This window comes from Vibrio sp. Isolate33 (assembly GCF_022397895.1).
In the GTDB taxonomy this organism is placed as follows: domain Bacteria; phylum Pseudomonadota; class Gammaproteobacteria; order Enterobacterales; family Vibrionaceae; genus Vibrio; species Vibrio pomeroyi.
The window spans coordinates 434,254-448,807 of record NZ_JAKEUP010000001.1; the positions used below are offsets into that span (position 1 = coordinate 434,254).

The window sequence follows — 14,554 nt, forward strand, 5'->3', positions numbered from 1 at the left end:
TGAAGCTAAGTGTTTGAATAGTCTTAATTGATAAGATCGTAACTTGCCAAATTAACGTCTTTAATTTTTATAAAAAACATCCATTTTTACTGAAAATAAAGCATCTAAAATTTTCATGAATAAAGTTATTGAATTATTACTTTCATAAATGAAAAACACATCTTTCAAAAATGGAATTATTGATGTCGATATTTGTCGTTTTGATCACATAATTTTAGGCGTAATTTATATTTTGTCGAAACGATAACGAATTAGTTTATGTCCGTTTCATTTCGTCAGGGAGATATAAAACCAGCAAGGGTTTTTCTTAAAAGCAAATCAAGTGTTATTAACAAGTGAAATGTAGTAACAAGTTAAATTTAAACTGTGTTTTATATTAACTTACACTGTTTAACATAAGGTTTTATTATGAGGCTTAATGGGATAAGTAGCGACATCCTTGTTGCCGCTAAAAGAGTTGTTCTCTGCCAAATAGTATTAGCCATCGGTGTAGTTTTATATGAAGTGTTTTTTGGTAATAAAGTAGATATGGAATCTTCAGCTTTGGGCATCGGAATTGCGATGTTACCTCCGCTGTTTGGATTTATATATGCAAGCCTAAAGGTGCGTAAGAATCCTAATTATAGTTTACGTGACTTAATGCAAATGAGTCGTGTCGTGAAAATAACTTATACGTTCTTAATGTTTATATTGGCGTTCCAATTTTTCAAATTGGATAACCCAGTAATATTATACGCGTACATTTTCACAATGATTGGGTACTTCTTAACACCATTTATTACTGCCTCTAATAGATCGGAGTACGCGTAGTATGGATCAAGTAACTACCGCTCACGAATACATAGAGCATCACTTAACCTTCTTAACTACAGGTGATGGTTTCTGGGCGTTCAACATTGACTCGATGTTGGTATCTTGGATTACAGGTTTACTGTTCATTGGGGCGTTTCGATATGTCGTGACCAAAGGCACTAGCGGTGTTCCAGGTCGTTTTCAATGTTTTATCGAACTCATCTTTGATTTTGTTAACAACCTAGTCAAAGAGATTTTTCAAGCGGAAGATAAATTAATAGGGCCACTGGCATTAACCACTTTTGTTTGGGTGTTGTTAATGAACGCGGTTGATTTATTACCTATTGATTTAATACCAGGGTTAACTCGAGTAATCGGCCTTGAACACTTTAGAGACCTACCGACAGCGGACGTAAATATCCCAATGTCGATGGCACTCGGTGTGTTTATTTTACTGTTAACCTATACGTTAAAAAATAAAGGTTTGAAAGGCTTTATCAAAGAGCTTACTACTCAGCCATTTGATAACCCCCTTTTATATCCTGTTAACTTTGTTCTTGAATTAATTACATTAATTTCAAAACCAATATCACTAGGCTTACGATTATTCGGAAACATGTATGCAGGCGAGATGATATTCATCCTTATTGCATTAATGCCATGGTGGATGCAATGGGCACTGAGTGTTCCATGGGCTTTATTCCACATATTAATCGTATTCTTACAAGCATTTATATTTATGGTACTGACCGTTGTTTATTTAGCAATGGCAACAGAAGAACACCATTAATTAATAACTAAAAAATTAACTAACAAATTATTTATCGGAGATACAAATGGATATCGTAAGCGCAGTTTTATATGTAGCAGGTGCATTACTGATCGGTTTAGGTGCAGCGGGTGCGGCATCTGGTATTGGTAACTTAGCAGGTAAATACCTTGAAGGTGTTGCTCGTCAACCGGATCTTACTCCAATGCTTCGTACTCAATTCTTCATCATGATGGGTCTTGTGGATGCTGTACCGATGATCGGTGTTGGTATCGGTCTATACATCATCTTTGCCGTGGCTTAATTAAATAGCTTTGAAAAGATCGATTTGTAAATAATCAAGATTTAGCGAGGAAGGTATGAACTTAAATGCAAGCATGTTTGGACAAGCAATATCATTCGTGATTTTTGTTTGGCTGTGCATGAAATATGTATGGCCCCCTCTCACCGCGATGTTAGACGAGCGCCAAAAAGAGATCGCTGATGGTTTACGCCACTCAGAGAATGCCGCGAAAGAGCTAGAACTAGCGAAATCGAATGGCGCACAACTCGTCGAAGATGCAAAAAGAAACGTGACTGAACTGATTGAACAAGGCAAAAAACGCCGTAATGAAATCATCAGCTTAGCTCACGAAGAAGCCGAGCAAGAGAAGGCACGCATCTTAGAACAAGGTAGAGCTGAACTCGAAGGCGAACGTCAAAAGTTACGCCGTGAGCTTCAGGCGGACATGGCAGACGCTGTTATTCAAAGTGCACAAAAACTGATTAGCAAAAACCTAGATTCTGAAACGAACCGAGCGTTAGTTGATCAATTGATTAGCGAACTCTAAACGGAGGCAATATGTCAGATTACACCAATATTGCTCATCCCTACGCCAAGGCATCGTTCGACTTTGCTTTAGGTGAAAACAAGTTGCAAGAGTGGCACTCAATGCTGTCGATTCTTGTAACGGTAGCGGAAGAAGAAACGATCGCTAAGCAGATCTCTTCAGCAGAAGGTTCTCGCACTGACTCTGAAGAATTGGCCAATCTCTTCATTCATATTTGCCAAGGGCTCGTTGATGACCACGTCATTAATCTCGTTCGAGTCTTGGCTGAGAATGGCCGTCTTGCAGTGATAAGAGACCTGTTTAACTTGTTCAGCGATCTAAAGGACGAACATGAACGTGTAATTCCTGTCACTGTCACCAGTTCAGAATTGCTTACACAAGATCAGGTTATCTCCCTAACGGCTGCACTTGAGAAGAAATTAGAGCGTCAAGTTGAAATGGAACAGGTTATTGATGACACGCTGGTTGGCGGGATTGTTATCAAGGCGGGTGAAACCGTTATCGATGGTTCTTTAAATACATCAATTAACCGATTAGCTAATCAGCTTCACGCGAGATAGGTAACAATTATGCAATTAAATTCTAATGAAATCAGCGATCTAATCAAAAATCGCATCGCGAAGTTTAATGTGAGCACCGAAGCTCGCAATGAAGGCACCATCGTATCGGTTCGTGACGGTATCATCACCATTAATGGCCTAGCGGATGTGATGCAAGGTGAGATGATTGAGCTACCGGGTGCCAAGTATGCACTCGCACTTAACCTAGATACCCATTCCGTCGGCGCCGTTGTTATGGGCCCCTACACCGACCTATCTGAAGGTATGAAAGTAAAAGGTACAGGTCGTATCTTGGAAGTACCGGTAGGTAACGGCCTACTTGGTCGTGTTGTGAACACACTCGGCGAACCTATTGATGGAAAAGGCCCAGTAAGCTGTGACCGTCTTGACCCAGTAGAAGTGATTGCACCGGGTGTAATCGAGCGTAAGTCAGTCGATCAGCCAATTCAAACGGGCTACAAAGCAGTAGACACCATGGTGCCTATCGGTCGTGGTCAACGTGAACTTATCATCGGTGACCGTCAGACGGGTAAAACAGCGCTCGCTATCGATGCGATCATCAACCAAAAAGACTCTGGCATCAAATGTGTTTATGTTGCGATTGGCCAAAAAGCGTCAACCATCGCTAACGTGGTTCGTAAACTTGAAGACCACGATGCACTTAAAAATACCATTGTTGTTGTGGCATCAGCATCAGAATCAGCAGCGCTTCAATACCTTGCGCCTTATGCGGGTTGCACCATGGGTGAATACTTCCGTGACCGCGGTGAAGACGCACTGATCATCTACGATGACCTATCAAAACAAGCGGTTGCTTACCGTCAAATCTCATTGCTATTGAAACGCCCACCGGGTCGTGAAGCCTTCCCTGGCGACGTATTTTACCTTCACTCACGCCTTCTAGAACGTGCAGCACGAGTGAATGCAGAGTATGTAGAGAAGTTCACGAATGGTGAAGTGAAAGGCCAAACAGGCTCATTAACCGCGCTTCCTATCATTGAAACTCAAGCAGGTGACGTGTCTGCGTTTGTACCAACCAACGTAATCTCAATCACCGATGGTCAGGTTTTCCTTCAAACCCAACTATTCAACTCAGGCTTACGTCCTGCAGTTGACCCAGGTATCTCGGTATCTCGTGTGGGTGGTGCAGCACAGTGCAAAATCATCAAGAAATTGTCGGGCGGTATCCGTACTTCATTGGCTCAATACCGTGAGCTAGCCGCGTTTGCTCAGTTCTCTTCTGACCTAGATGAGATGACACGTAAACAGCTTGACCATGGTGAACGTGTAACTGAACTGATGAAGCAAAAACAATACTCTCCGATGTCTGTCGCAGAACAAGCAACGGTTATCTACGCAGCAGAAAAAGGCTATTTGGCTGACGTTGAGTTGCACAAAGTGGCGCGTTTCGAAGAAGAGTTAATTGCTTACGCACAAGCTCAGAACCCAGAGTTGTTCGACACCATCAATGCGAACGGTGACTACAACGATGAGATCGACCGTGCACTTGCAAAACTGCTTGGTGACTTTGTAGCGTTGAAAGCTTGGTAAACGCTCCGGTTTGTTGGCTGGAAATCAAAACAAATTAGGAGCAGATAATGGCAAATACTAAAGAAATTCGCACCAAGATAGGCAGTGTTAGTAACACTCAGAAAATCACCAGTGCAATGGAGATGGTTGCGGCAAGTAAGATGCGTAAGGTTCAGGACAACATGACGTTAACGCGTCCCTATGCCGAGAACATGCGCAAAGTTATCTCTCACGTCGCATCGGGGTCACTGGAATACCAGCACCCCTATCTTCAACAGCGTGAACCAAAACGCGTTGCTTACATCATTATTTCGTCTGACAGAGGCTTATGTGGTGGCTTGAACTCAAACCTGTTCAAGAAAGTGTTGGAAGAGATGGAGCAATGGCAAGCCAAGGGTGTTGAGGTAGAAACCACCCTAATCGGCTCGAAAGCTATCTCGTTTTTCCAACGCAGCGGCAATGTTATCGCGCAAACGTCAGGCCTTGGTGACGCGCCTAAATTGGAAGACATCTTAGGCACAGTAAATGCGATGCTGGAGCATTACGACGAAGAAAAGATCGACAGTTTATTTCTCGTTTACAACCAGTTCGTGAACACCATGGTTCAAGCACCAACGGCTTTGCAGTTGCTACCCCACCCTTCTGACACAGAGGCTGATGGTGAAGCAAGAAAAGCGCGTCGTTGGGACTACATCTATGAACAAGCGCCAAGAGACATCCTCTCTGAGCTGCTACATCGATACATTGAATCGCAAGTGTACCAAGGCATCGTAGAGAGCATTGCCTGTGAGCAAGCAGCCCGAATGGTAGCCATGAAAGCGGCGACCGATAACGCAGGCCAACTCATTGATGATTTGCAGTTGGTGTACAACAAAGCGAGACAGGCTGCCATTACCCAAGAACTGAGTGAAATAGTCTCAGGCGCTCAAGCTGTCTAAGGGCAGCAAAGAGTGGGTCAGAACAGAATTTGAGGATTTAGAGATGAGTGTTGGAAAAATAGTAAAAGTAATCGGCGCGGTAGTTGACGTCGAATTCAGCGGCGGCAACAGCCCTCGCGTTTATGATGCATTGAAAGTAACCAGCGACGAAGCAAGCTCGCTAGTATTGGAAGTTCAGCAACAACTTGGCGGCAACATCGTGCGTTGTATTGCAATGGGTACATCTGATGGCTTGCGCCGCGGTCTAACTGTTGAAAATACAGGTTCTCCGATCACAGTCCCTGTAGGTGAAGAAACACTAGGCCGTATCATGAACGTGCTTGGTCAACCTATCGATGAGTGTGGTGAGATCGGCCAGAAAGAGAGCTACGAAATTCACCGCGAAGCGCCCTCTTATGAAGAGCAAGCCAACAGCACTGAACTTCTAGAAACTGGTGTTAAGGTTATCGACCTTATTTGTCCGTTCGCTAAGGGTGGTAAAATCGGTCTGTTCGGTGGTGCGGGTGTAGGTAAAACCGTCAACATGATGGAGCTAATCAACAACATCGCTAAAGCTCACTCAGGTCTTTCTGTATTTACCGGTGTTGGTGAACGTACTCGTGAAGGTAACGATTTCTACTACGAAATGAAAGAAGCTGGCGTATTAGACAAAGTTGCCATGGTTTACGGCCAAATGAACGAGCCACCAGGAAACCGTCTTCGTGTTGCACTGACTGGCCTTACTATGGCTGAACGCTTCCGTGATGAAGGCCGTGACGTACTGTTGTTCATTGATAACATCTACCGTTACACACTTGCAGGTACTGAGGTATCAGCACTGTTAGGTCGTATGCCTTCAGCAGTAGGTTATCAACCAACGCTTGCCGAAGAGATGGGTGTTCTGCAAGAACGAATCACATCAACCCGACAAGGTTCTATTACGTCTATCCAAGCGGTATATGTGCCTGCGGATGACTTGACGGATCCATCGCCAGCAACAACCTTTGCTCACTTAGATGCGACTGTTGTACTGTCTCGTAACATCGCTGCATTGGGTCTATACCCTGCGATTGACCCATTGGATTCGACCTCTCGTCAACTGGATCCTCTCGTGGTTGGTCAAGAGCACTACGACATTGCACAAACGGTTCAAACCACGCTGCAACGTTACAAAGAGCTTAAAGACATTATCGCGATTCTTGGTATGGATGAGCTTTCAACCGAAGATAAACAGATTGTATCTCGCGCTCGTAAGATTGAACGTTTCTTAACTCAGCCTTACCACGTAGCGGAAGTATTTACAGGTCAGAAAGGTGTGTTTGTACCGCTAAGCGAAACGCTGCGAGGCTTTAAAGGCCTACTAAACGGCGAATATGACGACATCCCAGAGCAAGCATTCTTGTACTGTGGCTCTATCGACGAAGTGCTTAACAAAGCGAAATCACTCTAAAAGGTAGGTGCATCATGGCTATTGGAGTTACAGACAATACATTTCAACTTAATATCGTAAGTGCGGAAGGTACACTGTTTTCAGGGCCGGCACATGCCCTAGCGATTTCTGGAGCAGACGGTGAACTGGGGATTCGCCCAGGTCACTCCCCTCTTCTGAGTAAGATAAAACCGGGCGTGTCTGTGTTCGTTACCGACCTTAAAGCCGAGGAGCAAGTGCTGTACATCTCTGGTGGTATGGTCGAAGTGCAACCGGATGTGGTCACCGTGTTAGCCGATACGGCCTTGCATGGTAAAGACATTGACCGCGCTCGTGCAGAAGAAGCGAAATACGCTGCCCTAGAGAACATCAACAAGGGCAATGTCGACATCAATTTTGCACAAGCTCAGCTAGAGCTGGCAAAAGCCGTCGCTCAGCTTCGTGCATCAGAACTGACGTCTTCTCGCACTCGTCACTGAGAATAGAGCTTAGAGGCTTAATGCTTAGTGCTTAATGTGTAAATAGTCTACCCACTTAAAAACCGTTTAAGTGGGTAGACTACATCCGATGTTATTGAATCAACCCCCTTCCCTGCCGACTCCTTATTCGCTCGCCTTATCCACCAGCATCTTCACATCACTTCTCTGCAAAACGTGCTTGGTGCGGATCAAGTTCATGACCAAGAGGTTGTGTGAGTGAATGATATAGCTCCGGCTTACGACCTCGAATCCAACGCCTTCCGGTACACATCTCCAACTCTTCGGCTTTTAGCTCTGCAATTACCATGTCGTTATCAACGCTGTCCGTCTCTGTGATGATTTCACCATAAGGGCTTAGGATCATCGCATTACCTGTTCTAACTTCATCCATATCCACCCCAACGCCATTGCTGAACACCACAAACATACCATTGTCGTGCGCTCTCGCAGGCAGCCAACGCATTAGCCACTCGCGACCATTCTTGCCCTGCATCTCAGCACGAATCGCTTCCGGGTTTTCATCTCGGTTAAACCATAATTCTGGGTCAATTCGCTTCATCGCGTTCGGGCTACGTGATTGGCAACCGCCCGTCTGATGTGGCGCAATCAATATGTCAGCCCCTTTCAAAGCGGTAATTCGGACGTTCTCGACCAAGTTGTTATCCCAACAAATCAAGATGCCGACTTTGCAGCCATGCGGCGTATCGAACACCGTGTATTGGTCTCCACTGCTCATGTAAGGGCTAACAAAGGTGTGCAGTTTTCGATGTTTCTGCACCTCGCCATTGGGCATGGCGAATACGTAGGTGTTGTATAACTCGCCATCGGTACCTTGCTCTATCAAACCCGCGCCAACACTCATGCCAAATTGTGTTGCTAGCGAAACAAGCTTTTGAGTCGACTCGCCGCTCGGTACTGGTTCAGCGAGTGCTTCTATCTTGCCTCGCGATAATGTAGAGACATGCCAATACCCTGTGATGCACATCTCTGGGAAGCTAATGATCTCCACGTCGCTCTCCGCAGCTTGTTGAACGTATTGCTCAATCACCGACAAGTTATACGCCTTGTCGCCTGCATGGTGGTTGAATTGAACCGACGCTACTTTGATGTCTCTTTTCATGATTCGTCCTCAAATTCCGCTTTATCTGATTTGGTATAAACTCAGTATAAAAAATCGATTCAATTCCATATAATGAAAAATATTCTTGGTTCAATGAGTATTTGGAATGGAATTTGATTTACTGAAGGCATTTTGTCAGCTGTCTAAATCGGGCAATTATCGCATGGCATCAGAGCAGCTTTATATCACTCAATCGGCGCTCACCAAAAAGATTCAGCGATTAGAATCCAATATAGGAGCAAGTCTGTTTTCTCGTGGCAGGAACGGCGCAGAACTGACGCACGCAGGTAAAACCTTACTACCGGAAGCCCAACGTTTGGTTCATTCAATGCAAGCGTTTGAGCAGCTTTCAGGCTCAGTAGTGAATGGAACTCAGGGACATTTGAACATTGGTTTTGGCGTATCTACTTATCACGAAGTACCTAAGCTGATTGCCGCTTATAAACAACAGCAGCCAGACGTTCACATCACCTTAAATGACACTCCCTCAAAACAGCAAACAGACGAGCTGTTGAGCCACGAACTCGATCTCAGCTTCAATCGAATCCCAGATTCTTCCGATTTAGAAAGTCTAACCCTATTCAATGACTCTCTTGTAATAGCGATACACAAGGATCTTCTCAAGCAAGCGGCAAATAAAGATCAGATTATCTCTGAGTTAGCCAAGTGGCCTTACCTAAAGCTCGCCCAACATCGTGGCCCCGGACTAGACAAGCAAATCCAGCAATATTGCATCGCCAATAATATCGACCTATCCAGGACACAAGAAGCCGACGACATTCTTACCCTGCTGGCGTTAGTGTCAGCCAATATCGGCTTCACCATAGTACCAAGCAGCGCACAGCAGATAAGCAACACTGAGGTTGAATTCATTGCATTGCAAGGTGAGCACGCCACTTGGCCTGTGGGATTAATATGGAATGGAGAAAGTGAAAATCCACTCAGGGATAGGTTCGTAGAATTTGTGGCGAAACAGATAGAAAGCAGCTTATAGATTAGCAATGGCTTTTAATGCTGAAGTAAAGTGGCAAGTGCAGTACTAGTGCAGTGACAAGGGCAATATAAAGCGCACTGCACTTTATATTGCATACTCGACATGAAAAGCGACTTCGGCAGATCACTATTAAAAATTACAGCTGACTGGTCTCAAACCAATTACGAATATGCTGCGCAACAATCTTAGGCTGCTCCATTGTCGATAAATGCCCGCAATCAGGAATCACGTGAAGCGATACCTGCTTGATGTGTTTTGCCATTAGCAGGTGATTGTCGATTGGACATAACAGGTCATCTTTCCCAGTAATGATTAATGTAGGAACTTGAATGTCGGCCAGCAGCGGTCTCGCGTCAGGGCGAGTCGCCAATGCTTGAGCGTGAGCCTCAAACTTTTCAACGCCGATATTGTTCGCCATTTGCGTGATTCTTTGAGTCAGCTCTTGATTCGCTAGTTGATTAGGATGAATAAGCACTGGCATCAAGATATCAGGCGTTATTGACTCAAACTCCCCTGATTTAGCTTTATCAACCAAGGCGTTTCTCTTCTCTGACACTTCTGGCTTTTCATCTGCAGAATTGGTGTCCATTAAGATCAAGCCTTTCACACGTTGTGGCGCTTGTCGAAAGACTTCAAACGCGAGAATGCCGCCCATAGATAAGCCGCCAAGCACGAAACTTTCCGGGGCGTTATCTAGCACTTTACTCGCCAAGGCTTGCATGGATGTGTCGGCTCCCAAGTCACAAGTAAAAGGAGCCACCCAATCGGGCAGCTCTTTATTGACGTCTTGAAACAACGCTTCATCACATAACAAACCAGGTAACCATAGCAGTGGTACTTCTGGTTTCATCATTAATTGTCCTGCAGTGTTTGTGGTTGGTCAGAACCCAATACCACGTAAGTGAAGCTGGTGCCTCTTAGGTTCTCAAGGCTGTACGATGCGCCTGCGGGTACACTAAATACGTCGCCAGTGGTCAGGACGACTTGCGCTTGCTCGCCGTCTTGAACGATGTTTAATAATGTATCGCCTTCGAAGTTAATCAACACCTGCTTTTCGTCACGTTGATGAACAGGGATGCTCGCACCTTCCGTTAACTCGTACGCCATGATACTCACGTCATCAACGCTTTTAACTTGGAAGTCGTAGCTCGCAGATGGGTGACCCGTTAATGCAAACTGTTTAACGCCAGGCTTGTCAAAATCACCTGAGATTTCTCGGTAATCCTTTTTCAATGCGACGAAAGGCATCATCTGCTCAGCCGTATACGTATCGAACTTGCTCAGCTCTTCTTCCGATAACAGTGGCATCAGATCAGATTGATTTGGCACTGCATCGCCGTCAATCGTATCAACCAATGTGCCGTCTGCTTTTAGGTATAAACCATAGCCTTGGCTGTCTGTAATCACGCTAGGGTGCCAAACCACGCCACCGCCAGAGTTATCACCACCTAACACGGAGTACATAAAGCCGTAATCACGCCCTACAACCTCAAAACCTCGGAACAGGTTAGTAGGAATCGAGATAACATCGCCGTGCGACAACACTGCTTCGTGTTCACCTTCGTTACCCCAATAGAATCTAAACTGACCTTTGAAGACGACGAATAGCTCAGCAGTATGGTGAGAGTGCAGAGAGTTCTTGATCCCTGGAGGCTGACCAGCTGCACCAATGTTAAAACCAGCAGTTTCACGGATATGAACATGTTGGCGGCTGCTTTCAGCGACACCAGCACCAATGATGCAGAAGTTGTCTTTTAGATCGCTTCCTGGCGTACGTGCATCAATGAAAGCACTCGTTCCGGGGATAAGCTCCATGTAACGAACGAGATTGTTATTTATTTTATTTTGTAGGGTCATTCTAAATTCCTTCTTACCTAACCTAGCGGTCTTCCACCATCGACGGCGATGGTAGTTCCGGTTGAAAATGTTAGTAGATCAGCGGCTGCATAAACGGCGTTGGCAACCTCTTCGTCACTCGCTAATCGTTTAAGCGGAGTCGACTGCTCTTGTGCGTTACGCCATTCATCATCTAACCCTTTGACAAATTCGGTATCCACTAAGCCAGGTGCTACAGCGAGCACTCGGATATCTGGAGATAAAGCACGGCCTAATGAGCGCGTCATGTTTTCAACCGCCGACTTACTCGCACAGTACGCCACGTTGCTACCCATTGCGGTTTGCGCTGCAATCGAGGTAATGTTTACGACGCAACCTTTAGCGCTACGAAGTAAAGGCTCAAACGCGCGAACCATCGCAAATGGAGCGCGAACATTGACGCGGAAGATCTTGTCTATCAGATCGTCGCTTAAGGACTCTAAATCACTGTGCGCGACAAACTTTGTCATACCAGCACAGTTGACTAGCAAGTCTACTGAATCCGACGATTCTTTAACTTGTTCAGCCAAAGCGCCAATCGCAGAGCTGTCTTCAACATTAAGTTGATACATGGCATGACCTGAACCTTGTAAGCTGTCCAAGATCTGTTGAGCTGCAACCTCATTACTGTTGTAGGTAAACACAACGCGATAGCCAGATTGCGCTAATTTGTGACATATGGCGGCACCGATGCCGCCACTGCCGCCTGTAACTAAGGCGAGTTTTGTCATGTTATGCCTCTACCGATTTTTCTTTGTAGCGACGAACACGAATGTCTGCTTGCTCTTTGTGGCCAGCGAAACCTTCTAGTGCACATAGACGTGAACAGTACTCACCGACTTTTAGCGAAGCCGCTTCAGTTACGCGCTGGTAAGTACATGTTTTAATGAATTTACCAACCCACAGACCACCGGTGTAGCGTGCTGCTTTGTTTGTTGGCAGTGTATGGTTAGTACCGATACATTTATCGCCGTAAGAAACGTTCGTCTCACGACCTAAGAACAATGCGCCGTAGTTAGTCATGTTATCTAGGAAGTACTTAGGATCTTTTGTCATTACTTGGACGTGTTCAGAAGCAATGTCATCTGCTACTTCAACCATCTCTTCGTAGCTATCACAAACAATAACCTGGCCGTAGTTTTCCCAAGCTTTACCAGCTACTTCAGCAGTAGGAAGAATCGTTAGCTGACGCTCAATTTCTTTTACTGTCTCTTTAGCAAAAGTTTCGCTATTGGTTAGCAGTACCGCAGGAGAGTTGTAACCGTGCTCAGCTTGACCAAGTAAGTCCGCTGCGGCTAATTCAGGATCACATCCCTCTTCGTCTGCAATCACAAGCGTCTCTGTTGGGCCAGCAAACAAATCGATACCAACACGACCAAACAGCTGACGTTTTGCCTCTGCAACAAATGCGTTACCCGGGCCAACGATCATATCTACTGGAGCAATCGTTTCTGTACCAAGCGCCATCGCACCCACCGCTTGTACGCCACCAAAACAGTAAATCTCATCCGCACCCGCCATCGCCATTGCCGCTACAATCGCCACATTTGGTTGGCCATTAAAAGGAGGAGCACAAGCAATAACACGCTTCACGCCAGCCACTTTCGCAGTAAGAACACTCATGTGCGCTGATGCAACCAATGGGTATTTACCACCTGGGATGTAACAACCAACACTGTTTACTGGCACGTTTTTGTGGCCCAGAACAACACCTGGCATAGTTTCTACTTCTACATCATGCATTGAGTCACGTTGGATCTGAGCGAAGTTGCGAACTTGTGTTTGTGCAAATTCAATGTCGTGCTTAGTAGATTCGTCCAATGCGTCCACACATGCCTGAATTTGGTCATCTGTTAAGCGAAACTGCTCCGGAGACCAGTTATCAAATTTTTCTGAAAGCTCACGTACTGCACTGTCACCTTTCTTTTCGATGTCAGAAAGAATGTTCTCAACCGTTTGACGTACTTGCGCGTTGTTTGATGCTGATGCTTCTTCAGTGATTCCGTGTTTTAGAATGCGAGCCATGCTTAATTCTCCTTGTGGCGTATGCCTAGTGTTTGCTTATGTGTAGTTTTAACAGAGTTTATTTTTTGTTTTGTATACTTTTGGATACGAATGCAAAATAAACATAAACATTTTTTTAACACTTGGCAAATTCATTTCTCGACTTGAAAAATCAAATACAACTTATTGTTTTAAATATAAAAATTATTCACAAACGGCCAGATACGATACCTGGCGGATTAAAATACAATCAATTTATGTTGCATTGATCACATTGTTTTCACTCTTTTTTTACAACAACACATGTTAAGTTTTGCATACCTTTGCAAAAGCGAACGAAAAGTAATGGAGAATAAAAAGTAATGGATAACTTTAAGAACACACTGAACAACACCGAGCTACTTGGGACTTTTGTAAAAACCCCTCACCCACACATCATTGAAGTGCTTGCGTTGGCGGAACTCCCTTTCATTGTGCTAGACGCAGAACACGCCCCTTTTGATAGATCGACACTGGATAGCTGTATTCTTGCTGCGCGCGCGAATCAACTCCCTTGCGTGGTTCGAGTTCAAGATAGCCAGCCGTCGACCATTTTGAATGCGTTAGATTGCGGTGCGACAGGAATCCAGATCCCTCACGTATGCAGCGCCGATCAAGCAGAAAAACTGGTGAAGATGTCCCATTATGGTGAAGGTGGCCGAGGCTATGCAGGCTCAAGCCGCGCAGCAAAATACGCAACCAAACCAATGGCAAGTCACTTGAAAGACAGCAAAAGCGACACAGTCGTAATTGCGCAAATTGAAGACCCAGAAGGTGTGGTAAATGCTGAATCAATCGCAAAAGTGGAAGGCATTAATGCCCTGTTCATTGGCCAAGTAGATTTAGCTGTGTCTTACGGTGCTGAAAGTGTGAATGATGAATGCGTGCGAGAAGCGAGCATAAAAATAATCAAAGCAGCTCAACAGGTTAACAAGCCTGTGGGAATGTTTGTCGCAAATGCTCAAGCGGCTCGTCACTGGAAAGAGCTCGGCGTTAACTTCTTTTGCGTCGGTTCTGAACACAAAATGATCATTGATGGCTTTCGAAATGAGCAAGCCGTCATGAAATCATAATTTTTCTTTGTGATTTCAAATGTTACACGTATTGTAATTATCAAACCTTGCTCATTAGGGTCTGTTGACCTAATCAAGGTGGCGCTTGGATTTATCGCGATATAAGGAGATTCACCATAAAAGCGAAAGTTACCTCTATTGAT

Annotated in this window: 16 protein-coding genes; 11 read left to right on the top strand and 5 right to left on the bottom strand. The window is 44.9% G+C overall.

Annotated features, from left to right (window positions below):
• Positions 1-408 precede the first annotated feature (408 nt).
• The 9 genes from L1D37_RS01760 to L1D37_RS01800 are packed head-to-tail and all read left to right on the top strand — an operon-like array spanning position 409 to position 7,306.
• A complete protein-coding gene (locus tag L1D37_RS01760) occupies positions 409-810 on the top strand; it encodes a hypothetical protein (RefSeq protein ID WP_017632743.1) in 402 nt (133 codons plus the stop codon).
• Position 811: 1 nt separating this feature from the next.
• Positions 812-1,582 carry a F0F1 ATP synthase subunit A gene (atpB, locus tag L1D37_RS01765; protein WP_017632742.1) on the top strand — a complete coding sequence of 257 codons (771 nt, stop codon included), beginning with the start codon at positions 812-814 and terminating at the stop codon, positions 1,580-1,582.
• Positions 1,583-1,628: 46 nt separating this feature from the next.
• A complete protein-coding gene (gene atpE / locus L1D37_RS01770; RefSeq protein ID WP_004730405.1) occupies positions 1,629-1,865 on the top strand; it encodes a F0F1 ATP synthase subunit C in 237 nt (78 codons plus the stop codon).
• Positions 1,866-1,920: 55 nt separating this feature from the next.
• On the top strand, positions 1,921-2,391 hold the full coding sequence (locus L1D37_RS01775) for a F0F1 ATP synthase subunit B (protein WP_017632741.1): 471 nt from the start codon (positions 1,921-1,923) through the stop codon (positions 2,389-2,391).
• 11 nt (positions 2,392-2,402) lie between these two features.
• The gene (locus L1D37_RS01780; protein ID WP_017632740.1) at positions 2,403-2,951 is read left to right on the top strand and encodes a F0F1 ATP synthase subunit delta; all 549 of its coding nucleotides are present in this window, start codon (positions 2,403-2,405) and stop codon (positions 2,949-2,951) included.
• Positions 2,952-2,960: 9 nt separating this feature from the next.
• The gene (gene atpA / locus L1D37_RS01785; protein ID WP_017632739.1) at positions 2,961-4,502 is read left to right on the top strand and encodes a F0F1 ATP synthase subunit alpha; all 1,542 of its coding nucleotides are present in this window, start codon (positions 2,961-2,963) and stop codon (positions 4,500-4,502) included.
• A gap of 47 nt (positions 4,503-4,549) precedes the next feature.
• The gene (atpG, locus tag L1D37_RS01790; RefSeq protein ID WP_017632738.1) at positions 4,550-5,419 is read left to right on the top strand and encodes a F0F1 ATP synthase subunit gamma; all 870 of its coding nucleotides are present in this window, start codon (positions 4,550-4,552) and stop codon (positions 5,417-5,419) included.
• Between the two features lie 43 nt (positions 5,420-5,462).
• Positions 5,463-6,848: a F0F1 ATP synthase subunit beta gene (gene atpD / locus L1D37_RS01795; RefSeq protein ID WP_176679823.1), complete on the top strand. Its 1,386-nt coding sequence runs from the start codon at positions 5,463-5,465 to the stop codon at positions 6,846-6,848.
• Between the two features lie 14 nt (positions 6,849-6,862).
• A complete protein-coding gene (locus L1D37_RS01800; protein ID WP_102290737.1) occupies positions 6,863-7,306 on the top strand; it encodes a F0F1 ATP synthase subunit epsilon in 444 nt (147 codons plus the stop codon).
• Between the two features lie 157 nt (positions 7,307-7,463).
• On the opposite strand, the gene L1D37_RS01805 is transcribed toward L1D37_RS01800, so the two are convergent.
• Positions 7,464-8,426: a nitrilase family protein gene (locus tag L1D37_RS01805; protein ID WP_239846657.1), complete on the bottom strand. Its 963-nt coding sequence runs from the start codon at positions 8,424-8,426 to the stop codon at positions 7,464-7,466.
• 106 nt (positions 8,427-8,532) lie between these two features.
• Between L1D37_RS01805 and L1D37_RS01810 the strand changes: the two genes are divergently transcribed.
• On the top strand, positions 8,533-9,420 hold the full coding sequence (locus tag L1D37_RS01810) for a LysR family transcriptional regulator (protein ID WP_239846658.1): 888 nt from the start codon (positions 8,533-8,535) through the stop codon (positions 9,418-9,420).
• Between the two features lie 136 nt (positions 9,421-9,556).
• On the opposite strand, the gene L1D37_RS01815 is transcribed toward L1D37_RS01810, so the two are convergent.
• Genes L1D37_RS01815 through hisD form a run of 4 tightly spaced genes read right to left on the bottom strand, consistent with a single transcriptional unit; the run spans position 9,557 to position 13,320 of the window.
• Positions 9,557-10,273: an alpha/beta hydrolase gene (locus L1D37_RS01815; protein ID WP_176679826.1), complete on the bottom strand. Its 717-nt coding sequence runs from the start codon at positions 10,271-10,273 to the stop codon at positions 9,557-9,559.
• Positions 10,273-11,277 carry a cupin domain-containing protein gene (locus L1D37_RS01820; protein ID WP_176679827.1) on the bottom strand — a complete coding sequence of 335 codons (1,005 nt, stop codon included), beginning with the start codon at positions 11,275-11,277 and terminating at the stop codon, positions 10,273-10,275. The genes L1D37_RS01815 and L1D37_RS01820 overlap by 1 nt, the downstream gene beginning before the upstream one ends.
• Positions 11,278-11,294: 17 nt before the next feature.
• Positions 11,295-12,026: an SDR family oxidoreductase gene (locus L1D37_RS01825; RefSeq protein ID WP_176679828.1), complete on the bottom strand. Its 732-nt coding sequence runs from the start codon at positions 12,024-12,026 to the stop codon at positions 11,295-11,297.
• 1 nt (position 12,027) lies between these two features.
• A complete protein-coding gene (gene hisD, locus L1D37_RS01830; protein ID WP_017631601.1) occupies positions 12,028-13,320 on the bottom strand; it encodes a histidinol dehydrogenase in 1,293 nt (430 codons plus the stop codon).
• Between the two features lie 341 nt (positions 13,321-13,661).
• Between hisD and L1D37_RS01835 the strand changes: the two genes are divergently transcribed.
• On the top strand, positions 13,662-14,411 hold the full coding sequence (locus L1D37_RS01835; RefSeq protein WP_239846659.1) for an aldolase/citrate lyase family protein: 750 nt from the start codon (positions 13,662-13,664) through the stop codon (positions 14,409-14,411).
• Positions 14,412-14,554 lie beyond the last annotated feature (143 nt).

Coding starts and splice junctions, on each gene's coding strand:
- L1D37_RS01760 (WP_017632743.1), top strand. CDS start 409: ATGAGGCTTAATGGGATAAGTAGCGACATCCTTGTTGCCGCTAAAAGA.
- atpB (WP_017632742.1), top strand. CDS start 812: ATGGATCAAGTAACTACCGCTCACGAATACATAGAGCATCACTTAACC.
- atpE (WP_004730405.1), top strand. CDS start 1,629: ATGGATATCGTAAGCGCAGTTTTATATGTAGCAGGTGCATTACTGATC.
- L1D37_RS01775 (WP_017632741.1), top strand. CDS start 1,921: ATGAACTTAAATGCAAGCATGTTTGGACAAGCAATATCATTCGTGATT.
- L1D37_RS01780 (WP_017632740.1), top strand. CDS start 2,403: ATGTCAGATTACACCAATATTGCTCATCCCTACGCCAAGGCATCGTTC.
- atpA (WP_017632739.1), top strand. CDS start 2,961: ATGCAATTAAATTCTAATGAAATCAGCGATCTAATCAAAAATCGCATC.
- atpG (WP_017632738.1), top strand. CDS start 4,550: ATGGCAAATACTAAAGAAATTCGCACCAAGATAGGCAGTGTTAGTAAC.
- atpD (WP_176679823.1), top strand. CDS start 5,463: ATGAGTGTTGGAAAAATAGTAAAAGTAATCGGCGCGGTAGTTGACGTC.
- L1D37_RS01800 (WP_102290737.1), top strand. CDS start 6,863: ATGGCTATTGGAGTTACAGACAATACATTTCAACTTAATATCGTAAGT.
- L1D37_RS01805 (WP_239846657.1), bottom strand. CDS start 8,426: ATGAAAAGAGACATCAAAGTAGCGTCGGTTCAATTCAACCACCATGCA.
- L1D37_RS01810 (WP_239846658.1), top strand. CDS start 8,533: ATGGAATTTGATTTACTGAAGGCATTTTGTCAGCTGTCTAAATCGGGC.
- L1D37_RS01815 (WP_176679826.1), bottom strand. CDS start 10,273: ATGATGAAACCAGAAGTACCACTGCTATGGTTACCTGGTTTGTTATGT.
- L1D37_RS01820 (WP_176679827.1), bottom strand. CDS start 11,277: ATGACCCTACAAAATAAAATAAATAACAATCTCGTTCGTTACATGGAG.
- L1D37_RS01825 (WP_176679828.1), bottom strand. CDS start 12,026: ATGACAAAACTCGCCTTAGTTACAGGCGGCAGTGGCGGCATCGGTGCC.
- hisD (WP_017631601.1), bottom strand. CDS start 13,320: ATGGCTCGCATTCTAAAACACGGAATCACTGAAGAAGCATCAGCATCA.
- L1D37_RS01835 (WP_239846659.1), top strand. CDS start 13,662: ATGGATAACTTTAAGAACACACTGAACAACACCGAGCTACTTGGGACT.